The organism is Streptomyces sp. R33, from assembly GCF_041200175.1.
GTDB lineage: Bacteria > Actinomycetota > Actinomycetes > Streptomycetales > Streptomycetaceae > Streptomyces > Streptomyces katrae_B.
In genome coordinates, this window is sequence record NZ_CP165728.1 from 132,631 (window position 1) to 156,183 (window position 23,553).

At 71.4% G+C, this 23,553-nt stretch carries 11 protein-coding genes; 10 read left to right on the forward strand and 1 reads right to left on the reverse strand.

Annotation, left to right across the window (positions count from 1 at the left end; genetic code table 11):
- The 5 genes from AB5J51_RS40925 (at window position 1) to AB5J51_RS40945 (ending at window position 10,602) form a co-directional block, all read left to right on the forward strand.
- Window positions 1-3,897: an amino acid adenylation domain-containing protein gene (locus AB5J51_RS40925; RefSeq protein WP_369780510.1), complete on the forward strand. Its 3,897-nt coding sequence runs from the start codon at window positions 1-3 to the stop codon at window positions 3,895-3,897.
- An 82-nt stretch (window positions 3,898-3,979) separates the two neighbouring features.
- Window positions 3,980-4,699: a thioesterase II family protein gene (locus AB5J51_RS40930; protein ID WP_136226476.1), complete on the forward strand. Its 720-nt coding sequence runs from the start codon at window positions 3,980-3,982 to the stop codon at window positions 4,697-4,699.
- Between the two features lie 113 nt (window positions 4,700-4,812).
- Window positions 4,813-5,766: an ATP-binding cassette domain-containing protein gene (locus AB5J51_RS40935; RefSeq protein ID WP_136226477.1), complete on the forward strand. Its 954-nt coding sequence runs from the start codon at window positions 4,813-4,815 to the stop codon at window positions 5,764-5,766.
- Between the two features lie 35 nt (window positions 5,767-5,801).
- Window positions 5,802-6,524 carry an ABC transporter permease gene (locus AB5J51_RS40940; RefSeq protein ID WP_053788253.1) on the forward strand — a complete coding sequence of 241 codons (723 nt, stop codon included), beginning with the start codon at window positions 5,802-5,804 and terminating at the stop codon, window positions 6,522-6,524.
- Between the two features lie 259 nt (window positions 6,525-6,783).
- Window positions 6,784-10,602, forward strand: coding sequence for an amino acid adenylation domain-containing protein (locus tag AB5J51_RS40945; protein ID WP_369780512.1), 3,819 nt, complete (start codon window positions 6,784-6,786; stop codon window positions 10,600-10,602).
- Between the two features lie 68 nt (window positions 10,603-10,670).
- Here AB5J51_RS40945 and AB5J51_RS40950 read toward each other — a convergent pair whose 3' ends face one another.
- Complete coding sequence (locus tag AB5J51_RS40950) at window positions 10,671-12,125, reverse strand: FAD-dependent monooxygenase (RefSeq protein ID WP_369780711.1); 1,455 nt, start codon at window positions 12,123-12,125, stop codon at window positions 10,671-10,673.
- Between the two features lie 451 nt (window positions 12,126-12,576).
- On the opposite strand from AB5J51_RS40950, the gene AB5J51_RS40955 reads away from it, so the two are divergent.
- Genes AB5J51_RS40955 through AB5J51_RS40975 form a run of 5 tightly spaced genes read left to right on the forward strand, consistent with a single transcriptional unit; the run spans window position 12,577 to window position 23,551 of the window.
- Window positions 12,577-12,813 carry a phosphopantetheine-binding protein gene (locus AB5J51_RS40955; protein ID WP_234382415.1) on the forward strand — a complete coding sequence of 79 codons (237 nt, stop codon included), beginning with the start codon at window positions 12,577-12,579 and terminating at the stop codon, window positions 12,811-12,813.
- The gene (locus AB5J51_RS40960; RefSeq protein ID WP_053788225.1) at window positions 12,810-14,060 is read left to right on the forward strand and encodes a cytochrome P450; all 1,251 of its coding nucleotides are present in this window, start codon (window positions 12,810-12,812) and stop codon (window positions 14,058-14,060) included. The genes AB5J51_RS40955 and AB5J51_RS40960 overlap by 4 nt, the downstream gene beginning before the upstream one ends.
- Entirely contained in the window at window positions 14,057-14,794 is a 738-nt protein-coding gene (locus tag AB5J51_RS40965) for a thioesterase II family protein (protein WP_053788224.1), read from the forward strand. The genes AB5J51_RS40960 and AB5J51_RS40965 overlap by 4 nt, the downstream gene beginning before the upstream one ends.
- 49 nt (window positions 14,795-14,843) lie before the next feature.
- Window positions 14,844-17,969 carry a type I polyketide synthase gene (locus AB5J51_RS40970; RefSeq protein ID WP_369780513.1) on the forward strand — a complete coding sequence of 1,042 codons (3,126 nt, stop codon included), beginning with the start codon at window positions 14,844-14,846 and terminating at the stop codon, window positions 17,967-17,969.
- A gap of 41 nt (window positions 17,970-18,010) precedes the next feature.
- A complete protein-coding gene (locus AB5J51_RS40975) occupies window positions 18,011-23,551 on the forward strand; it encodes an SDR family NAD(P)-dependent oxidoreductase (RefSeq protein ID WP_369780514.1) in 5,541 nt (1,846 codons plus the stop codon).
- Window positions 23,552-23,553 lie beyond the last annotated feature (2 nt).

A 23,553-nucleotide genomic window follows, 5' to 3' on the forward strand; every position in this document is an offset into this window, starting at 1 on the left:
ATGATTCCGCTGTCATTCGCACAACGTCGTATGTGGCTGCTGCACCAGCTGGAGCGGGGGGCGGCGACCTACAACATCTCGGCGGCGTTCCGGCTGACCGGATCCCTGGACCAGGACGCCCTCGTCGCGGCGATCCGCGACGTGGTCGACCGGCACGAGATCCTGCGCACCACGTACGCGACGGATGACGACGGCGAGCCCTACTCGCGGATCCTGACGCTGGCGGAGGCGTCGCCGCAGGTGCAGACGGCCGAGGTGGCGTCCGAGGACATGTCCCGCGCCATCGGCGAGGCCGTCTCGCACGGGTTCGACCTGGAGGGCGAACTCCCCTTCCGGGCGCACCTGCTGCGCTGCTCCCCCCAGGAGCACGTCCTCGTCATGGTCGTCCACCACATCGCCTCGGACGGCAGCTCGAGCGCGCCGATGATGCGGGACCTGATCGCCGCCTACGCCGCCCGCCAGGACGGCCAGGCGCCGCAGTGGGAGCCGCTGCCCGTGCAGTACAAGGAGTACGCGCAGTGGCAGCGCGAGGTGCTCGGCGACGTGTCCGACCCCGGGAGCCTCGCCGCGCAGCAGGTCGAGTACTGGCGCAAGCAGCTCGACGGTGTGCCGCAGCCGCTGAGCCTGCCGACGGACCGCCCGCGGCCCGCGGAGGCGAACTCGCACGGCGAGACGATCGGCCTCTCCGTGCCGGCGGACGTGGCGGCCGGGCTGCAGAAGCTGGCCGACGAGCGCGGCGCGTCCATATCGATGGTCCTGCAGGGCGCGCTGGCGGTGCTGCTGCGCAAGCTCGGCGGCGGCGACGACCTGACGATCGGCTCCCCGATCGCCGGCCGGACCGACGAGGCGCTGGCCGATCTGATCGGCTTCTTCGTCAACACCCAGGTGCTGCGGGCCGACCTCTCCGGCAACCCGGCGTTCACCGAGCTGCTCGCCCAGGTACGCGACAAGGCGCTGACGGCCTACGAGTACCAGGACGTCCCGTTCGACCTGCTCGTCGAGGCCATCAACCCCGAGCGCTCCGCCTCCTACCAGCCGCTGTTCCAGGTGATGTTCGCCTGGCAGAGCTACCAGAAGCCGGACCTCGGGATCCCCGGGCTCGACGTGAAGTTCGAGCAGGCCATCCCGTCGACCGCCATGGTCGACCTGTTCTTCAGCCTGACCGCGGACGAGTCGGGCGCGCTCCGGGGCGACCTCCAGTACGCGACCCAGCTGTTCGACCGCGAGTCGGCCGAGGTCATCGCCGCCCGGCTCGTCCGGGTACTGGAGCAGCTGGCCGCGGATCCGAGCGTGCGCATCGGGGACGTCGACGTCCTGAGCGCGGCGGAGCGCGAGCGGCTGGTGCGGGACGTGAACCCCGCCGGCACGGTCATTCCCGACGTCACCCTGGTCGAGCTGTTCGAGCGCCAGGCCGCGCAGCGGGCGGACGCGGTCGCGGTGTCCCACGAGGGTGACGCGCTCACGTACGGCGAGGTCAACGCCCGGGCCAACCGGCTCGCGCGGCACCTCGTCGCCCAGGGCGTCGGCCCCGAGTCCCTGGTCGGAGTCTGCCTGGAGCGCTCGGCCGAGCTGGTCGTCGCGCTGCTCGCCGTGCTCAAGGCGGGCGGCGCCTATCTGCCGATCGACCCCGACTCCCCGGCCGACCGCATCGCGTACATGGTCCAGGACGCCCAGCCGGTCCTGCTGGTCACCACCAGCTCGAACGCCGCCGCGCAGGGGCTGGACCAGGACCTCCCGCTGATCCACCTGGACCAGGCCGGTGCCTTCGCCGAGGAGTCGGCCGCCGACCTCACCGACGCCGAGCGCCGCACGGCCCTGCGCCCCGAGCACCCGGCGTACGTGATCTACACGTCCGGGTCGACCGGCCGCCCCAAGGGCGTGCTGATCCCGCACAGCAACGTGGTCGGGCTCTTCAGCGCCGCCGAGGACTTCGCCTTCGGCGCGGACGACGTGTGGACCCTCTTCCACTCCTACGCCTTCGACTTCTCGGTGTGGGAGCTGTGGGGGCCGCTGCTGCACGGCGGACGCCTGGTCGTGGTCCCCTACGACGTCTCCCGCTCCCCGGGCGACTTCCTGCAGCTGCTCGCCCGCGAGCGGGTCACCGTCCTCAACCAGACGCCCTCGGCCTTCTACCAGCTCGTGCAGGCCGACGCCGATGCCCCCGGCCAGGACCTGGCGCTGCGGTACGTGGTGTTCGGCGGCGAGGCCCTCGACCTGAACCGCCTTGCGGACTGGTACCAGCGCCACGCCGACGACGCGCCGGTGCTGGTGAACATGTACGGCATCACCGAGACGACCGTGCACGTCACCCGCATCGACCTGGACGAGAACTCCGCCGCCCGCTTCCGCGCCAGCGTGATCGGCCCGGCCATCCCGGGCCTGCGCGCCTACGTCCTGGACTCGAACCTCCTGCCGGCGCCCACCGGCGTGACCGGCGAGCTGTACGTGGCCGGCTACGGCCTGGCCCGCGGGTACCACGGCCGGCCGGACCTGACCGCGGGACGGTTCGTCGCGTGCCCCTTCGGCGTGCCGGGCGAGCGGATGTACCGCTCCGGCGACCTGGTCCGCTGGAGCCGCAACGGCCAGCTGGAGTACGTCGGGCGGGCCGACACCCAGGTGAAGATCCGTGGTTTCCGGATCGAGCTGGGCGAGATCGAGAACGTGCTGGCCGGGCATCCGGGTGTGGCGCAGGCGGTGATCGTGGTGCGCGAGAACCACGAGGACGACAAGCGCATCGTGGGCTACGTCGTGCCCGAGTCCGGCGACGAGCCGGCCGGTGCGCTGATCGCCGAGCTGTCCGAGTACATGCGCGAGCGCCTCCCGGACTACATGGTGCCCTCCGTGGTGATTCCGCTCCAGGAGATCCCGCTGACCTCGAACGGCAAGCTCGACCGGCGGGCACTGCCCTCGGAGGACACGAACACCGTGTCCAGCCGGGAGCCGCGCAACGCCTTCGAGCAGAAGCTGTGCGCCCTCTACAGCGAGCTGCTCGGCCTGGAGAAGGTCGGCATCGACGACGGGTTCTTCGCGCTCGGCGGCCACTCGCTGCTGGCCACCCGGCTCAGCGTCCGCATCCGCAACGAGTTCGACATCGACATTCCCATCAGGACGGTCATCAAGTACCCGACGGTGGCCGAGCTGGCCGCGCTGATGCTCGCCGGCGGTGTCCCCGCGGACGACGCCGACTCGTTCGCGGTCGTGCTGCCCCTCAACAGCGACCCCGGCACGGGCAAGGCGCCGGTGTGGTTCTTCCACGGCGGCGGCGGGCTGGGCTGGGCGTACTACAGCTTCGTACTGCACCTGCAGGACCGGCCGGCCTACGCCCTGCAGTCCCGTGGCTCCGACGGCGTCGACATGCTGGCGGGCTCCGTGCAGGAGATGATCGACGACTACGTCGCCGAGATGCTGAAGATCCAGTCGGAAGGGCCCTTCAACCTCATCGGCTGGTCCTACGGCGGCACCATCGTGCAGGCCGTCGCGGACGCGCTGGCCCGGCTCGGGCACGAGGTCGCCTTCGTGGCGATCCTGGACGCCCAGCCGGGCGGGCACGGGTTCACGGAGGTACACGCCGGCAAGGAGTCGTCGGACTACCGGGTGGAGCTCGAGGACGACTTCAGCCAGTACATCCGCATGGGCAACCGGCAGGGCTTCCTCGACACCATGTCGAAGGTCATGGCCAACAACACGAAGCGCATGATGGATTTCGAATCCCCGGTCTACCGCGGCGACGTGCTGTATTTCCACGCGGCGCTCGAGGACAAGTCGTACGCGCACCTGTGGCGCCAGTACGTCGGCGGTTCCTTCGAGGTGCACGAGATGCACGCCACGCACCACGAAATGCACATGCCCGCACCCGTGGCCGAATTCTTCGAGGTCGTCAGCGGCAAGCTGGCGTAGCGAGCGGACATCCGTGTCCCGGAACTGTTTCAACAAACGATCGAATGGATGATTGGGGTTGGTCGGGGTGACAGAGCCCGGCATGTCCGCGGAACACGGGGACCAGGCCACGCTGCTGTGCGTGCCGTTCGCAGGAGCGGGTCCTTCGTTCTTCCACCCGTGGCGGGAGCTGTCCGCCGACCGCTGGCGCGTGACCTCGGTCGAGCTGCCCGGCCGGGAGCGGAAGATCCTGGAGGAGCCGTACCGGAACGTCACCGAGGCGGCCAAGGGCTCGATCGACGACATCATCGCGGACCTCGGCGAAGGGGCCCGGGTCGTGCTGTTCGGGCACAGCCTGGGTGCGGTGCTCGCGTACGAGCTGGTGCACCTGCTGACCGCACGCGGCGTGCAGGTCGAGCGGCTGGTCGTCAGCGGTTCGCCGGGTCCGTGGACCCAGCGCGAGCGGCGGGCCACCGGGCTCCAGGACGATGAGTTCCTCGCCAGGGTCGAGGAGTTCGCGGGGTTCCGGCACGAGGCCCTCGACCACCCGGAAATGCGGGAACTGATCCTGCCCGTGCTGCAGGCCGACTGCGAGATGCACGAGAACTACGTCCCGAGCACCGACGAGATCGTGTCGGTCCCGATCTGCTCGCTGCGGGGCGACTCGGACGGACTCGTCACCGCGGAAGAGGCCCGGCAGTGGCAGGCGGCGACCACGGCCGAATTCAGCTATGTGGAGTTTCCGGGCGATCACATGTATCTGGTCGATCTCGGCCGTGAGGTGCTGGACGTGATCGAGGCGGAGTCCGCCCGCGGTCGTTAGGGCGGGGGCGGTTTGCGAGTGAAATGAGCGGTCCTCTGGCCCGGGCGATCTTGTCGAACGCCGTGTCAGGGAGGTGACAGGTGCGTGACAGGCCCGGAGAGGAAAGTGGAGGAATGAGAAGTTCAGCGATTGCAGTTTCAGGGCTGCGCAAGGCATATGGCGACAAGGTCGTCCTCGACGGCATCGATTTCGATGTCGCCGCAGGATCGATCTTCTCCCTGCTCGGCCCGAACGGGGCCGGCAAGACGACGACGGTCAACGTCCTCACGACGCTGATGAAGGCCGATGCCGGCACGGTGCGGGTCGCCGGGCACGACGTGGCGACCGCGACCAAGCAGGCGCGCGCCGCCATCGGTGTGACCGGCCAGTTCGCCGCGGTGGACGATCTGCTGTCGGGCCGCGAGAACCTGCAGCTGATGACGGACCTGAAGCGGGTGCGGGGCGGCGACAAGGTCGTCACGCAGCTGCTGGAGCGCTTCGACCTGGTGGAGTCGGCGGACAAGCTGTCGTCGACCTACTCCGGCGGTATGCGCCGCAAGCTCGACCTGGCGATGACCCTGGTCGGCAACCCGGAGATCATCTTCCTCGACGAGCCGACGACGGGTCTCGACCCGCGCAGCCGGCGCACGATGTGGGGGATCGTCCGCGAGCTCGTCGCCGAGGGCACCACCATCTTCCTCACCACCCAGTACCTCGAGGAAGCCGACCAGCTCGCCGACCAGATCGCGGTGCTCAACGGCGGCCGCCTGGTCGCCCAGGGCACCCCCGAGGAGCTCAAGCGCCAGATCCCCGGCACCCACGTCCGGTTCCGGTTCTCCGACCTCTACGAACTCGACGCGGCGGCGCGCCTCCTGACCGGGTCCACCCGGGACGACGAGGAGCTGACCCTGCGGGTGGCCAGCGACGGTGAGACGAGGTCGCTGCGGATCCTGCTGGACCAGCTCGACGCGCACTCGCTCGACGCCCAGGAGTTCTCGGTGCAGCGACCGGACCTCGACGACGTCTTCCTCGCCCTGACCGACCCCACGCACGCCGAGCACCTGAGCAAGGAGGCGATCGCGCAGTGAGCACTGCCTCGACGCCGTTGGCCGATTCGTCGATCATGTTGCGCCGCAACATCAAGCACAACGTGCGCAACCCCATCACGATGTTCAACGCGGTCCTGTTCCCCATCGTGATCATGCTGATGTTCGTCAAGGTGTTCGGCGGCGCGTTCAGCGTCGGCGACGACTACATCGACTACGCGACGCCGGGTCTGCTCGTGATGGCCATCAGCTACGGGCTGGGAGCCACCGCGACGGCCGTGAACTCCGACATGACCAAGGGCATCATCAACCGGTTCAAGGTCATGGACGTCTCCCGCGGCGCCATGCTGACCGGGCACGTCGTCATCACCGCCGTGCGCGCCCTGGTGGGCTGCGCGGCCATCATCGGCGTGGCCTTCCTGATGGGCTTCGACCCCAAGGCGAGCGCCGTCGACTGGCTCGGTGTGGTCGGCATCATCGTGCTGCTCAGCATCGCGGCCGGCTGGCTCACGGTCGCCATGGGGCTGGCCGCCAAGACCGCGGAGTCGGCGGGCCTCGGCGCCGTGCCGCTCATCATGCTGCCGTTCCTCAGCAGCGCGTTCGTGCCGGCGGAGACGATGGGCTTCGGCATCCGGCAGTTCGCCGAGTACCAGCCCTTCACCCCGATCATCGAGACGCTGCGCGGGCTGCTCGCGGGCAACCCCTCCAGCGGCGACGCCATCGCGGCCGTCGCCTGGTGCGTGGGGATCGCCGTCCTCGGCTACGTGTGGGCGGTCTCCACGTTCAAGAAGAGAGCGTGACCCCGACCAGCTCGTACCGACTGGTCAGAGTCCTTCTCCGAGCCGCCTCGGCTGACCGCGCGTCGCCGGGGCGGCTCCGTGTTTGGCACCATGCGGGCATTTTCCGCTCCCCACCCGGCTGATCGGCTGCGCCGTCGCCGAGCCGGGGAGCGACAACCCCGCACGTTCTTCGACCTGCCACAGGTGGCTGCGTGGGCGGAGGAATCGGCTGCTCCGCGTCCCCTGGGCCTGAGCCAGACGATCCTCAAGGAGTGAACCAATGGTTCCGCTGTCATTCTCGCAACGCCGCTACTGGTACATGCACCAGCTGGAGGGCGGGGAGACCTGGAACATGCCCTCGGCGCTGCGGCTGACCGGCCCCCTGGACCAGGACGCTCTCGCGGCGGCGATCGGCGACGTGGTCGACCGGCACGAGATCCTGCGCACCACGTACGTCACCGACGACGAGGGCGAGCCCCACCAGCGGATCCTGCCGATGGCCGAGGCCTCGGCGCAGACGCGGCTGCCGGTGGTCGAGGTGGCGCCCGAGGACGTGCCCGGCGCGATCGACGAGGCCGTCGCCCACGGGTTCGACCTGGCGACCGAAATCCCCTTCCGGGCGCACCTGCTGCGCTGCTCGCCCGAGGAACACGTCCTGGTCCTGGTCGTCCACCACATCGCGACGGACGGCAGCTCGGGCGCCCCGCTGGCACGGGACCTCGCCGCCGCCTACACCGCCCGCCGGGACGGCGGGGCGCCGCAGTGGGAGCCGCTGCCCGTGCAGTACCAGCACTACACGATGTGGCAGCGCGAGGTGCTCGGCGACCTGGCCGACCCGGACAGCCTCGGCTGGGCGCAGATCGAGTACTGGCGCGACGAACTGGACGGGGTGCCGCAGCCGCTGGACCTCCCGCTGGACCGCCCGCGGTCCGTCGAGGCGACGACGCACGGCGACACGGTCGGCTTCGGCGTGGAGCCGGAGGTGGCGGCCGGGCTGGAGAAGCTGGCCGCCGAGCGCGGAACGACCATGTCGATGGTCATGTACGGCGCACTGGCGGTGCTGCTGAGCAAGCTCGGCGGCGGTGACGACGTACCGCTCGGGACCCCGATCGCCGGGCGGACCGACGAAGCGCTGGCCGATCTGATCGGGTGCTTCGTCAACAACCTGGTCCTGCGCGTGGACCTCTCCGGGAACCCGTCGTTCGCCGACGTGCTCGCCCAGGTGCGGAACAAGTCGCTGGCGGCCTACGAGCACCAGGACGTGCCGTTCGACGTGCTGGTCGAGGCGATCAACCCGGACCGCTCCACGGCGTACCGGCCGCTGTTCCAGGTCATGTGCGGCTGGCAGAACTTCGAGAAGCCGGTCCTCGAGTTCCCCGGGCTCGAGGTGGAGTTCGTCCAGGCCCTCACCTCGAAGGCCATGGTCGACCTGTTCTTCAGCATGGCCCTGGACGAGTCGGGGGCGCTGCGGGGCGACATCCAGTACGTCACCCAGCTGTTCGACCGGGACACGGTCGAGGCCATGGCCGCCCGGTTCGCGCGCGTGCTGGAGCAGCTGGCCGCCGACCCGGGCGTGTACGTCGGGGACATCGACGTGCTGATCGCGGGGGAGCGCGAGCAGCTGCTGGGGGCGGTCAACGACACCGCTGAGCCGGTCCTGGAGCAGGGCCTGATGGAAGCCGTGCGAAGACAGTGCGCGGAGAGACCCGAGGCACTCGCCGTCATCGGCGAGGACGAGTCGCTCACCTACCGGGAGCTGGACACGCGGTCCAACAGGCTGGCGCACTGGCTGGCCGACCGCGGTGTGCGGGCCGAATCGCTGGTCGCCGTCTGTTTGCCCCGGACCGTGAACCTGATGGTGGCGCTGCTGGCGGTGCTGAAGGCCGGCGGAGCCTACGTACCCCTCGACCCGGACCACCCGCGCTCCCGGATCGACTTCATCCTCGAGCAGGTCGATCCCGTACTCGTGCTCGACGCCGAGACGCTGGCCGGCGCGGACTGTTCGGCGTATCCGGACGAGGCACCCGAGGTGTTCGTCCGCCCCGAGAACACCCAGTACGTGATCTACACCTCCGGGTCGACGGGCACCCCGAAGGGGGTCGCGGTCCCGCGCGGCGCGCTCGCGAACTTCATCGCCTCGACGCAGCGCCGGTTCCCGCTCTCGCCCGCCGATCGGATGCTCTTCAGCACGACGGTCTCGTTCGACATGGCGAACACCGAGCTGTACCTCCCCTTCGTCGCCGGCGCGACCATGGTCATGGCGAAGAAGGACACCGTCACCGACCCGTCGGCCATGATGGCGTTCATACGCCGGCACGGGGTCACCGTCGTACAGGCCACGCCCGCGTTCTGGCAGATGCTGCTGACGCACGAGCCGAACGCCGCGCAGGGTCTGCGGATCATCACCGGAGCGGAGGCCGTGCCGGCCCGGCTGGCCGAGACGCTGGCGGAGCAGGCCGTCGAAGCGGGCAACTGGTACGGCCCGACCGAGACGACCACGTGGTCGACCATGGCCTCCCTGAAGGCCGGTGCGGGTGCGCCGCCCATCGGGAAGCCGATCGGGAACACCCAGGTGTACGTGCTCGACTCGCGGATGCGGCCGGTTCCGCGCGGGGTGCAGGGCGATCTGTACATCGGCGGCGACGGGGTGGCCCGCGGGTACCAGGGCCGGCCGGAGCTGACCGCGGAGCGGTTCGTGGCGTGTCCGTTCGGCCCGGCCGGCGCCCGGATGTACCGCACCGGGGACCTGGTGCGGTGGGACCGGGACGGTCAGCTCGAGTACATCGCGCGAACCGACCACCAGGTGAAGGTCCGGGGCTTCCGGATCGAGCTGGGCGAGATCGAGAACGCGCTGGCCCGCCACCCCGGTGTGGCGCAGGCGGTGGTCGTCGTACGCGAGGACCGCGAGGGCGACAAGCGCATCGTGGGATACGTGGTGCCGGCGGCCGGTACCGGTGTCCAGGCCGACGAGTCGGCCGGTCCGCTGCTCGCCGAGCTGTCCGAGCACCTGCGCGGCCGTCTGCCGGAGTACATGGTGCCTTCCGCGCTGATCCCGCTGGCGGAGATCCCGCTCACCCCGAACGGAAAGCTCGACCGGCGCGCGCTGCCCGCGGAGCACGCGGCCCCCGTGGCCGGCCAGGAGCCGCGCGACGCCCACGAAGAGAAGCTGTGCGCCCTCTTCGCCGAGCTGCTCGGCCGGGAGAAGGTCGGCATCCACGACAACTTCTTCACGCACGGCGGGCACTCGCTGCTGGCCACCCGGCTCAGCGTCCGCATCCGCAAGGAGTTCGACGTCGAGATCCCCATCAGGACGATCATCAAGTTCCCCACGGTGGCCGAGCTGGCATCGCTGGTGCTCATCGGCACTCCCATGGACAACGACGACCCGTTCGCGGTCGTGCTGCCGCTGAACAGCGACCCCGGCACGGGCAAGGAGCCCATGTGGTTCTTCCACGGGGGAGGCGGGCTGGGCTGGGCGTACTTCAGCTTCGTGACGCACGTGCAGGACCGGAAGGCGTACGCCCTGCAGTCCCGAGGCTCCGACGGCGTGGACCCGCTCGTGGGATCCGTGGCGGAGATGGTCGACGACTACGTCGCCGAGATGCTGAAGATCCAGCCGGAAGGACCCTTCCATCTGGTCGGCTGGTCCTACGGCGGCACCGTCGTCCAGGCCGTCGCGCATGCGCTGGACCGGCTCGGGCACGAGATCGCCCTCGTGGCCATCCTGGACTCCCAGCCCGGCGGGCACGGGTGGACGGAGATCCACGCCAACAAGACCCTGGCGGAGTACCGGTCGGAGCTCGAGGACTTCTTCGGCCAGTACATCGGCACCGACAACCGGCAGGAGTTCCTGGACACCATGTCCAGGGTGCTGGCCAACAACTCGAACCTCATGATGACGTTCGAGTCTCCGGTCTACCGGGGCGACGTGCTGTTCTTCAGCGCGACGCTCCAGGACGAGCAGTACGCGCACCTGTGGCGGCCGTACGTCACCGGTTCCATCGAGGTGCACGACGTACACGCCACACACCACGAGATGAACATGCCCGCATCCGTGGCGGAGGTGTTCGAGGTCATCAACCGCAAGCTGGCGGGGTGACCGGCGCGCAATGACGGACGGCGGCCGCCGGGACCCGAACGGGTCCCGGCGGCCGCCGTCGCGGTGGGTCAGCCCTGCCGGGCCGGACCGAACCAGGTGGTGAGGGCGGTCCGCAGCGCGGAGGTGTCGGGCACGCCGTCGTCGGTCGCCCAGGCGACATGGCCGTCGGGGCGGATGAGGACCGCGGCGGGAGCCGGGACCTCGTCGATGGCCGGGACGGGCCAGCTGCCGTCCTCGCTCCGCGCCTCGACGAAGTCGACGCGATCGGCCCAGGCACCGGCGACCGCCGCGAGCGCGGCGCTGCCGGACAGGTCGAGCAGTACGGGGCGGCCGGCGTGCAGCAGGTCGTAGACGCCGATGGTGCCTTCGGGCGTCTTGAGGTCGGCGTCGGGGACCCGGCGGCCCGCCAGCGGGTGGTCGACGTCGACCGGGTAGCGGATGTCCAGCGCGGTGAGCATCAGGCGCAGGTGCCGGTTGACGTCGTCGAACACCATGAGCGAGCCGAACACCTCGCGCAGCGCGTCCGTCTGTGCGCCCGGGCGGGCCAGGGCCGACTGCGCCCGGGTGTTGTGCAGCACGCGCTCCCCGACGGGGTGGCGCTCGGCGTGGTAGCTGTCCAGCAGGCTCTCGGGCGCCTGGCCGCGCACCACCGAGGCGAGCTTCCAGCCGAGGTTGACCGCGTCCTGCACGCCCATGTTCAGCCCCTGCCCGCCGGCCGGGAAGTGGATGTGCGCCGCGTCGCCCGCGAGGAGCACCCGGCCCACCCGGTACTCGGCGGCCTGGCGCGCGGCGTCGTTGAACCGCGAGACCCACCGCGGGCTGTTCATGCCGAAGTCGGTGCCCGCGACCCTGATCAGGGACTCCCGGAGCTGCTCGAACGTCGGCGTCTCGTCGCGGTCCGCGACGCGGTCGTACTCGGACGTGATCACCCGGAACCAGCCCGGCTCGAAGGCGATCGCCGAGTAGTCGCCGCCCGCACAGCGCCGCACCCAGACGTAGTCCTCGGGCAGATCGGGGAGCTCGACGTCGCCGATCAGCGCGGTCATCGTCGCCTCGGTGCCGGGGAAGTCGATGCCCGCCAGCTTGCGCACCGTGCTGCGCCCGCCGTCGCAGCCCACCAGGTAGCGGGCGCGCAGCGTCGCCGCTGCCGGCTGCTCCGTGCCCAGCTCGACCGTCACTCCGTCCTCGTCCTGGCGGATCCCGCTGACCTCGGACGAGCGGCGGACCTGCACGCCGAGCTCGGCGGCCCACTCCTCCAGCAGCCGCTCGATGTCGGACTGAAGGATCATCAGCGGGTAGGGGTGCCTCGACTCCGACTCGTCGAAGTCCAGATAAAGGCCGGAGAAATGGCCCACCGGCTGCAGTTCGCCGACCGCGAGGAAGCGGTCCAGGATCCCGCGCTGGTCCAGCACCTCCAGGGTGCGGGAGTGGATCCCACCGGCGCGCGACTCGCCCGTCCGCTCCGCGAGCCGCTCGACCACCACCACGTCGACGCCCGCCAGCCGCAGCTCGCAGGCGAGCATCAGGCCCGTCGGCCCGGCGCCCGCGATCACCACATCCGTGTCGAAGCCGGTGTGTCCCACGTCGTTGCCCCCTCGTTCCAGTGCGCCTCTAACGTCGTTAAATCTCGTCCACGTTCACTGAACGCGGATCGGCCGGTCAAGGAACGCCGGTGCCGGGGCGGCACGGGCCGCTGCCGAACTTGCCCTGTCCCGCCGGCGGGACGGGGAGCGTCGCATGCAGGCTCGCCGGCCCACGCTCAACCCCGGCGGCCGGTGAACGCCGGAGACCACCAACACGGTGTGAGCGGTCGCGTATTCACGCGACACTCGATTCGGCCATTCGAAGAATTTGTCTCGCCGGCGGGACAACGCAAAGGGCCCCAGTGGTCGTGATGGCGGTGACGGTCCGCAGACCGGGCCGAAAATGACGCGGGCGGGCACCCCCGGTCGGCGGAGGAAGGAAAGAGTGGCAATGGAATCGACGCTGGCGCAGGAAATCGCCGAGCTGTGGAGGGAACTCCTCGACTGCACCGAGGTCGGGGTGGAAGACGACTTCTTCACGCTGGGCGGCAATTCGCTGACCGGAATCAAGATCATCGACCAGGTGTCGCAGACCTACGGCGTCCAGCTGTCCGTGCGCGACTTCTACCTGGCACAGACCCCGGCCCGCGTCGCCGAGCTGATCGAGCAGGGGAGGGCGGCGGCGTGAGGTTGACGCCTGGTCCCGGGCGCGACATCGACCTCGACAGCGTCGACCTGTTCGACCTGGACCTCTACACGTCGGGCGATCCGCACCCGATCTGGGACGTGATGCGGGCCGAGAGGCCCCTGCACCACCAGGTCCTGCCGGACGGCCGCGAGTTCTGGTCGGTGACCCGCTACGAGGACGTCCGCCGCGTGCTCAGCGACCACCGGGAGTTCACCTCCGAGCGCGGCACCGTGCCCACCCACCTCGGGACGGACGACGTCGCGGCCGGCGTGCTGATGACGTCCACCGACCCGCCGCGGCACACCGAGGTCCGCCGCCCGCTCGGCTCCAAGCTCACGGCGCGCGCAGTGAAGTCCTGGGAGGACTCCATCCGGCGCACGGTCGTGGGCTTCCTCGAGCCGGCGCTCGAGGGGGAGACCTTCGACCTGGCCGAGAAGGCGCTGCTCCTCCCGGCGATGGTCACGGGCCCGCTCCTGGGCATCCCGGAGAAGGACTGGGCCGAGCTCGTCCAGCTGACCGCGATGGTGACGGCCCCCTCGGACCCGCACTTCCAGATGGGCAGCGAGGCCGCGACCCTGGCCATCTCCCACCACGAGCTCGTCACCTACGTCAAGGAGTGGGTCAAGACCCGCCGGGAGACCGGCGAGGAGGGCGAGAGCCTGCTCCACCACCTCATGAGCGTCGCTCCGGGAGGCACGCCGCTCTCCGACGAGGAGATCGCCCTCGACGGCTACAGCATCCTCCTGGGCGCCAACGTGACGACGCCGCACACCGTCTCGGGCACCGTGCAGGCGCTCATCGAGCGGCCCGTGCAGTACGACAAGGCGGCGGCCGACCTCTCGCTGGTCCCGAACCTGGTCGAAGAAGGGCTGCGCTGGACCTCGGCCGCGTGCAACTTCATGCGCTACGCGGTGGACGACGTCGAGATCGGCGGGGGCGTGATCCCGGCCGGCGGCGCGGTCGTCGCGTGGATCGGCTCGGCCAACCGGGACGAGTCCCTGTTCCCCGACCCGCACACGTTCGACATCACGCGCGAAGGCGCCAAGCGCCAGGCCGCGTTCGGGTTCGGGACGCACTTCTGCATCGGGGCGCCGCTGGCCCGGATGACGCTGCGCATCTTCTTCGAGGAGCTGCTCCAGCGCTTCGAATCGATCGAGCTCGCCGGCGAACCGGAGCACCTGCGGTCGTACTTCATCGCCGGGATGACCCACCTCCCCATCGTCGGCAAGAAACGGCAGACGCCATGACCACCGGCACCACCACCGCCACCTCGCCGTGGTTCGTCCGGCCGCCCTCCGCCGACCACCCCGCCCGGATCTTCTGCTTCCCCTTCTCCGGGTCCGGGGCTTCGGCGTTCAGCGCGTGGCCGGCCGTGATCGACGACGCCGAGATCTGCCCCGTGCAGTTCCCCGGCCGCGAGAACCGGCTGGGCCACCCGCACTTCGGCACGTACGAGGACCTGGCCGCGAGCCTGGTCGAACCGCTGGAGCCGCTGCTCGACCGCCCGTACGCGTTCTTCGCGCACTGCGCCGGTGCGATGCCGGCGTACGAGACCGTCCTCCGGCTCGCCGAACTCGGCCTGCGCGGCCCGGACTGCCTCGTCGTGTCGGGCCAGCCGGCCCCGCACGACGCCTCGCGCGACCGGATGCTCACGATGACCGAGCCGGAGCTGCGCGCCGAGCTGGAGTCGTTCGTCCGCAGCCGCGGGATCGAGCCGCGGCCGGACATGATCGACATGGGCATGTTCGTGCTGCTCCGCGACCACGCGGCCGCGGGCGCGTACCGGCGGCCCGAGCCGGTCAAGGTGGACTGCCCCATCGTCGTCCTGCACTGGCAGGACGACCCCGACGTGAGCCTCGACGAGCTCCAGGGGTGGCGCCAGTACTCGGATTCGGTCGAATTCCGGGTCGTCGACGGCGGCCACTACGACTTCATGGACGCGCCGGAAGAGCTGCAGAAAATCCTGACCAGCTGGCGATGAAAGCAGTGCAGCCCGCAAGAGCGTTCCGAGGGAACCGGAAGGAATTCGTATGAGTGGCGCAGCCGCCGATATTGCCGTCATCGGGATGTCGTGCCGCTTCCCCGGTGTGAACAGCCTGGGTGAGTTCTGGCGCCTGCTGCTCGACGGGGAGTCGACCGTCGGAAAGTTCCCCGAGCAGCGGGCGGCCGATTCGAAGTACAAGTCCCACCCGGACGCCGCCACCCTGGAATCCGGTTCGTTCCTCGACGCCATCGACGGTTTCGATGCGGAGTTCTTCGGGGCGGGCGCTGCGGAGGCGGCCGCCATGGACCCCGTGCAGCGGCTGGGCCTGGAGCTCGCTTGGGAAGCGGTCGAAGACGCCCGGATCCCGGCGGGCGCGCTCGCGGGCCGCGAGATCGACGTCGTGGTCGGCAGCGGGCCCTCCGGGTACGAGCTGCTGCGCAAGCTGTCCGGCAGCGACCAGGACGACCACTACGCCGCCCTGGGCTCGAGCGGTGCGCTGATCGCGAACCGGATCTCGAGCCTCTTCGACGTCCGCGGCATGAGCTTCTGCGCGGACTCGGGCCAGTCCTCCTCGCTCGTGTCGCTGGCGCTGACGTGCGACCGGATCCGCAGCGGCGCGGTCGACATGGCCATCGCCGGCGGCGTGGAGCTGGTCGTCGATCCGGAAGCGGGGCTCGGCCTGGCGAACCTGGGCGCCCTGTCGCCCGACGGCACCTGCTTCCCCTTCGACGAACGGGCCAACGGCTTCGTCCGGGGCGAGGGCGGGGCCTTCGTCGTGCTGAAGCGGCTCGACCTCGCCGTGGCCGACGGCGACCACATCTACGCGGTGGTGCGCGGCTGGGGCGTTGCCAGCGGTGGCGCGTCCAGCCGGATGCCGGACCCCAGCCCCACCGGGCAGGCCTCGGCCGTGCTGTCGGCTCTCGCACGCGCGGGTGTCGCGTTCGACGACGTCGACTACGTCGAGGCCCACGGCACCGGCACACGGTTGGGCGATCCCGCCGAAGTCTCCGGTCTGCGCGAGGTGTTCCGGGAGAGCGGCCGCAGCCGTCCTCTGGCGATCGGATCGGTGAAGGCGAACGTCGGGCACCTGGAGCCGGCCGCCGGACTCGTCGGCTTCGTGAAGTCGGCGCTCTGCGTGGACCGCGGCCACCTCGTCCCGAGCGTGAACTTCCGCGCCCCCAACCCCGAGATCCAGAACTTCCACGAGGACTTCGAGGTCGTCCGGGCCGCGCGGCCCTGGCCGGGCACGGTCGAGCGGCCGCGCCGCGCCGGCGTGTCGTCGTTCGGCCTGGGCGGCACCACCGCTCACGTGATCCTGGAACAGGCCCCTGAGGCGCAGGTGCAGGCGCAGGCAGAAGCCGGCGCCGCAGCCGGCGACCCGGGCCGGGCGGACGCCTCCGGCGTGCAGCCGTGGGTGCTCTCGGCCCGCTCGGAGCCGGCCCTGCGCGAGCAGGCGGCCCGCCTGCGCGACCTCGTCGCCGCGGACGACTCGCTGTCGGCAGCGGACGTCGGCCACTCGCTGGTGTCCACGCGGCAGCTGTTCGACCACCGTGCCGTGGTGCTCGGCGGTGACCGCGAGGAGGCGCTGGCCGGTCTCGACCTGGTCGCTTCGGGCGGTGACTCGGCGCGGGCGGTCCGCGGGGTGGCCGCGGGGCCGCTCGGCCCGGTCGTCTTCGTGTTCCCCGGCCAGGGGTCGCAGTGGCTGGGCATGGGCAGGCAGCTGTACGCGGAGTCGGAGGTGTTCGCGCGCTCGGTCGACGCGTGCGCGCAGGCCCTGGCCCCGTACGTGGACTGGTCGCTGGTGGACGTGCTGACCGGAGCCGAGTCGGCCGCCTCTCTGGAGCGGGTGGACGTGGTCCAGCCGGCGCTGTTCGCGATGATGGTGTCGCTGGCGCAGGTGTGGCGCTCCCTCGGCGTGGTCCCCGACGCCGTGGTCGGCCACTCGCAGGGCGAGATCGCCGCGGCGTGCGTGTCGGGCGCCCTGACGCTCGAGGACGCGGCCCGGATCGTCGCCCTGCGCAGCCGGGCACTGATCGACCTGTCCGGCCTGGGCGGCGGCATGAGCGCGGTGGCCGCGCCCTCCGCATGGGTCCACGACCGGCTGGAGCAGTGGTCCGGAAGGCTCTCCGTGGCCGCCGTCAACGGGCCGGCCTCGGTGGTGATCGCCGGAGACGGCGCGGCACTCGACGAGTTCGCCGCGGCGGCTGCCGGCGAGGACGTCCGGGTGCGCCGGGTCAGGGTGGACTACGCCTCGCACTCCCACCACGTCGAAGCCATCCGGGACCGGCTGCTCGAGGACACCGCGGGTCTTTCGCCGCGGGAGTCGGCGGTGAAGTTCCACTCCACCGTCACCGGCGGACTGCTCGACACCCGCTTGCTCGACGGCTCGTACTGGTACGACAACCTGCGCTCGAAGGTGCGCTTCGGCGACGTCGTCGCAGGCCTGATGCAGGACCACGGCGGCGTGTTCGTCGAGGTCAGCCCGCACCCCGTGCTCCAGGTGGCGATGGAGGAGGCCGCCTACGCGCTGGCGGCCCCGCCGGTCGTGGTGAACACCCTGCACAAGCGCGACGGGAGCGCGGGTCAGGTCCTGGCGTCGCTGGCCGAACTGCACGTACGCGGTGTGCCGGTGAACTGGATGGCGCTGTTCGCCGCGGCCCGGCCGCGCCGGATCGGCCTGCCGACCTACGCGTTCCAGCGTCAGCGGTACTGGCTGTCGGCGTCCGACGACACCGGCGCCACGAACGGCCACGCCGCGCAGGCGAGCGGACCGGACGCGAGCACCCGGGCGGCGTACCTGGGCTCGGAGTCCTCGGTCCTCACCCTCGTGTGCGCCGAAACGGCGGCGCTGCTGAGTGCGAGTGAGGCGGACCGGACGTTCGCCTATCTCGAGGCGAGGTCGACCGAGACCTTCAAGGTGCTGGGTTTCGACTCCTCGATGGCCGTGGCGCTGCGCAACCGGCTCACCGCCGTGGCCGGAGTGCGGCTCCCGGCCACGGTCGCGTTCACCTACCCCACTCCGGAGAAGCTCGCCCACCACATCTACTCCCTCCTCGAGCCGCAGGCGCCCGAGGCCCCGGAAACGGGGGATGCTGCGCAGCCGGACAGCCCGAGTCTGGAAAGTCGCAGTGATGACGATTTGTACGAAATGATCGAACGCGGATACGCGTAGCCACACCTGTTCTTCTGAGTCACTGGTTGGGGGAGGCCCTGGTGGAGGATGTCGACAAGCTCCGGTCCTACTTGCGACGCGCCGTCGGCGATGCGCAGGACCTGCGCGAGCGGGTGCGCGAGCTGGAGGAGTCCGCACGCGAGCCCATCGCGGTCGTGGGTATGGGGTGTCGCTTCCCGGGTGGGGTGACGTCCCCCGAAGGTCTGTGGGGAGTCGTGTCCGACGGTGTGGACGCGATCACCGAGTTCCCGGCGGACCGCGGATGGGACCTGGAGTCCCTGTACTCCGAGGATCCCGAGACGCCCGGCACGACGAACACGCGCTCGGGCGGATTCCTGCACGACCTCGCGGAGTTCGACGCGCCGTTCTTCGGCATCAGCCCGCGCGAGGCGCTCGCGATGGACCCGCAGCAGCGGCTGATGCTGGAGACGTCGTGGGAGGCGCTGGAGCGGGCGGGCATCGACCCGGCCGCGCTGCGCGGCTCGGCGACCGGCGTGTTCACCGGCGTCTACACCACCGACTACGGCCCGCGGATGGGCGGCGCGGCAGCCGGCGAGGTCGAGGGCTTCCAGCTCACCGGCACGCTCCCCAGCGTCGCCTCGGGCCGCGTGTCCTACACGCTGGGCCTGGAGGGCCCGGCGGTGTCCACCGACACCGCGTGCTCCTCGTCGCTCGTCGCCGTCCACCAGGCCGTCCGCTCCCTGCGGTCCGGGGAGTGCACCCTGGCGCTGGCCGGCGGGGTGTCGGCCATGCCGACCCCGGGCCTGCTCGTGGAGATGGGACGCCAGCGCGGCCTGTCGGACGACGCACGGTGCAAGGCGTTCGCGGACGCGGCCGACGGCACCGGGTTCTCCGAGGGCGCGGGCGTGCTCGTCCTCGAGCGCCTCTCGGACGCACAGCGCAACGGGCGCCGCATCCTGGCCGTGATCCGCGGCTCGGCGACCAACCAGGACGGGGCCTCCAACGGCCTCAGCGCGCCGAACGAACTGGCCCAGCGCCGGGTCATCCGGGCAGCCCTGGCCGATGCCGGGCTGCAGGCGAGCGACGTGGACGCGGTGGAGGCGCACGGCACCGGCACCAGGCTGGGCGACCCCATGGAGGCGGAAGCGCTGCTCGCCACCTACGGGCAGGACCGCGAGCAGGACAGCCCGCTGTGGCTGGGCTCGCTGAAGTCCAACATCGGCCACACGCAGGCCGCCGCAGGCGTCGGCGCCGTCATCAAGATGACGATGGCGCTGCGCCACGGCGTGCTGCCCAAGACCCTCCACGTGGACCGTCCGTCGACGCACGTGGACTGGACGTCCGGTGCGGTCGAGCTGCTGACCGAGGCCCGGGAGTGGACCAGCGCACCGGGACGCCCCCGGCGGGCCGGCGTCTCCGCCTTCGGCATCAGCGGCACCAACGCGCACCTGATCCTCGAGCAGGCACCCGAGGCCGTCGAGCAGGCACCCGAGGAGCAGCCCACCGCCGCTCCGGCTCCCGCCGCGGTGCCGTGGGTGCTGTCCGCCCGGTCCGCGGAAGCGCTGCGCGAGCAGGCGCTGCGGCTGCGCGACAGCGTGGCGGCGGACGCGGACCTCCCGCTCGCGGGCGTGGGGCATGCGCTGGTGACGACGCGCTCGCTGTTCGAGCACCGCCAGGTGGTCATCGGCGCCGACCGCGACGAACTGCTCGCCGCCCTGACCGCCGCTGCCGCGGGTGACGAGAGCGGCGCCCCCGGTGTGGTGTCCGGAGTCGCGAAGCCGGTGGGCAAGACGGTGTTCGTCTTCCCCGGCCAGGGGTCGCAGTGGATCGGGATGGGACGCGAGCTGTGGGAGTCCTCCCCGGTGTTCGCGGCCCGTATGCAGGAGTGCGCGGACGCGCTGTCGCCGCACGTCGACTGGTCCCTCCACGACGTGCTCGGCGACGCCGACGCGCTGGAGCGCGTGGACGTCGTACAGCCGGTGCTGTGGGCCGTGATGGTGTCCCTGGCCGAGGTGTGGCGCTCGTTCGGGGTGCAGCCCGCGGCCGTCGTGGGCCACTCCCAGGGCGAGATCGCCGCCGCGTGCGTCGCCGGCGCCCTGTCGATCGAGGACGCCGCGAAGGTGGTGGCGCTCCGCTCGAAGGCGATCCTGGCCCTGTCCGGGCGCGGCGGCATGGTGTCGGTCGCGCTCCCGGTCCAGGACGTGCGCGCACGCCTGACGGACGGGCTGTCCGTCGCGGCCGTCAACGGGCCCTCGTCCGTCGTGGTGTCGGGCGACGTGGCCGAGCTCGATGCCCTGCTGGCCGCCTGCGAGGCGGACGAGGTGCGGGCCCGCCGGGTTCCGGTGGACTACGCCTCGCACTCGCGGCACGTGGAGGCCATCGACGGCGAACTGCGCCGGGTGCTGGCGGGGCTCCGGCCGCGTACCGCCGAGGTCCCCTTCTTCTCGACCGTGACGGCCGACTGGCTGGACACGACCTGCATGGACGCCGAGTACTGGTACACCAACCTGCGCCAGACGGTCCGCTTCGAGGAGGCGACCCGGGCCCTGGCCGAACAGGGCTTCCGCTTCTTCGTCGAGGCGTCCGCCCACCCCGTACTGACGATCGGTGTCGAACAGACCCTGGACGGCGCGGGCGTCGAGGCCGCCGTCGTGGGCACCCTGCGCCGCGGCGAGGGCGGCCTCGCGCGCTTCTACCGGTCGGCGGCCGAGGCCTTCGTGGCCGGCGCCGACGTGCCGTGGGAGAAGGCGTTCCAGGGCTGGGACGGCCCGTGGGTCGAGCTGCCCACGTACGCCTTCCAGCGACAGCGCTACTGGCTGAACGCCCCCAACGAGACCACCACCGCCGGGAGCACGTCGGACCACCCGCTGCTCGACGCCGTGATCGACCTGCCCGACGACGGAGAGAACGGCGGTGTGGTGGGCAGCGGGCGCCTGTCCCTGGAGCGCCACCCCTGGCTCGCCGACCACGTGGTCCACGGCGCCGTCCTGGTGCCGGCCACCGCGCTGCTCGAGATGGCGGCGTGGGCCGCGCACAAGGCGGGGGCCGAGGTCGTCGAAGAACTCACCCTGGAGACGCCCCTGGTGCTCTCCCGGACGGCCGAGCGCGAGATCCGCATCGTGGTCGACGCCAAGAGCGTGATCAGCGTGCACTCCCGCGGCGAGGGCGAGACCGAGTGGACGCGCAACGCCGTCGGCGTCGTCGGGTCCGCCACCGGACGCACCCCCGCCGAGGAGAGCCTCCTCGCGTGGCCTCCCGCGGGAGCGGTCGCCGTGCCCTTCGAGGACGAGTACGCCCGGCTGTCGGCCCTCGGGTTCGGCTACGGGCCCCTGTTCCGCGGTCTGCAGAAGGTCTGGCGCCAGGGCGACGCCCTGTTCGCGGAGGTGGAGCTGCCCGCCGCCGAAGGCGCGGACCGGAGCCGGTACCGGATCCACCCGGCGCTGCTCCACGCCGCGCTGCTCCCGGTCGGACCGGGGCAGTTCGTGGACAACTCCCGGCCCGAGGGCTGGCTGCCGTTCCGCTGCACGGGCCTGCGCCTGAACTCCGCCGAACCGGCCGTGCTGCGCGTCCGTATGGCGCCCGCGGGGGAGAACGCGCTGTCCGTGACCCTCGCGGACGCCAACGGGGCTCCCGTCGGCGGCATCGAATCGCTGACCCTGCGGCCCGCGGACGTCCAGCAGCTGACCGCGCTGAGCTTCGACCACCAGGACGCGCTGTTCCAGGTGGACTGGGCCCCCCTCGCGGTCCCCTCCGCTCACGCCGCGGTCCGGTACGCGGTCCTGGGCGCACCCGCCGCGGAACCGGCACCGGGCGCAGAGGTCTTCGCCGACCTCGGGGAACTCGCCGCCTCCGACGGCGCGATACCCCCGATCGTCATCGCCGCCGTCGGCCGGACGGGCGCGGACGGCGAGGACACGCCCGACGCCGTCGAGCGGAACCTCCACCGTGTGCTGCGGTGGACGCAGGACTGGCTCGCCGACGACCGGTTCGCCGACTCCCGCCTGGTCGTCGTGACGCAGGACGCGATCCACGACGAGCAGGTGCCCCGCCCCGACCCCGCGGCCACCGCGGTCTGGGGATTCGTACGCACCGCACAGACCGAGAACCCGGGCCGGTTCACCCTCGTGGACACGGACGGCCGGCCCGCCTCGTGGGCCTGCGTCCCGGCGGCGGCCGACACCGGGGAACTCCAGCTCAAGATCCGGGGCGGCGAGGTGACCACGCCGGAACTGGCCCGCGCCCACGGTGCGTCCGCCGGTCACGGATCCCCCGGCGGGGCGGAAGACGTACCCGCCCTCGGGTCCGGCACGGTACTGATCACCGGTGGCACCAGCGGCCTGGGCGCGATGCTGGCCCGGCACCTCGTCCGGCACCACGGCGTGCGCCGGCTGGTGCTGACCAGCAGGCGGGGCCTGGCGGCCCCTTCGGCGGCAGGGCTGCAGGAGGAGCTGACCGGGGCGGGAGCCCAGGTCGAGGTCGTGGCCTGCGACGTGGCGAGCCGTGACGCCGTCGCCGAGCTCATCGCCGCGGTGCCGTCCGAGCACCCGCTGACCGCGGTGATCCACTGCGCGGGCGTGCTGGCCGACGGCGTCGTCGAGGCGCTGACCGAGGACCGCGTCAACACGGTCCTCGCGCCCAAGGTGCGCGGTGCCTGGCACCTGCACGAGCTCACCCGCCATCTGGACCTGTCCGCGTTCGTGCTGTTCTCCTCGATCGCGAGCGTGCTCGGGACGGCAGGACAGGCCAACTACGCGGCGGCCAACGCCTTCCTCAACGGCCTCGCGGAGACCCGCCGGGCCGACGGCCTGCCGGCCACCTCGCTGTGCTGGGGCTTCTGGGCCGAACGCAGCGAGATGGTCGCCGACATCGGCGACACGGACGTCGTACGCCTCCAGCGGCAGGGCGTGCTGCCGATGGCCTCGCAGGAGGGCCTCGCGCTCTTCGACGCGGCGATCTCGCTGGCCGAGCCGGTCCTGGTGCCGGCGCGGCTGAACCTCGCGGCGCCGGGCGCGGCTTCCCCGCTCCTGCGCGCGCTGGCCGGCGCGCCCGGCGGACCCGGCGGGCCGGGGAACCGGGAGTCCACCGACAACGGACTCGCGCAGCAGCTGGCCTCGCTGACGCCGGCCGAGGCGGAGGCGGCGCTGCTCGATGCCATCCGGACGCAGACGGCGATCGTCCTCGGCCACCCGGACGTCCGGCGGATCACTCCCGCCGCGACGTTCAGGAAACTGGGGATCGACTCGCTGACCGCGCTGGAGCTGCGCAACAAGCTGTCGGCCGTGACCGGCCTGAAGCTGCCCTCCACGCTGGTGTTCGACCACCCGAACCCCACCGCCCTCGCGCAGTTCCTGAACGCGCGCATCACCCCCGACTCCGCCGCCGCCCCGCAGTCTCCGGCCGATCACCTGGCCAAGGAGATCAACGGACTGGGCGCCCGGCTGGAGGAGGCGTTCCTCGTGCTCGCGGACGAGGACAAGAACACCATTTCCACTCTGCTCGGCGAGCTGCAGGGCCGGGTCCGTTCGCTGGTGAGCGCCGGAGCACCGGTCGGCATCGCCGACCAGATCAGTTCGGCCTCGGCGGGAGACCTTCTCGCGCTACTGGACAAAGAGCTCGGCTAGGG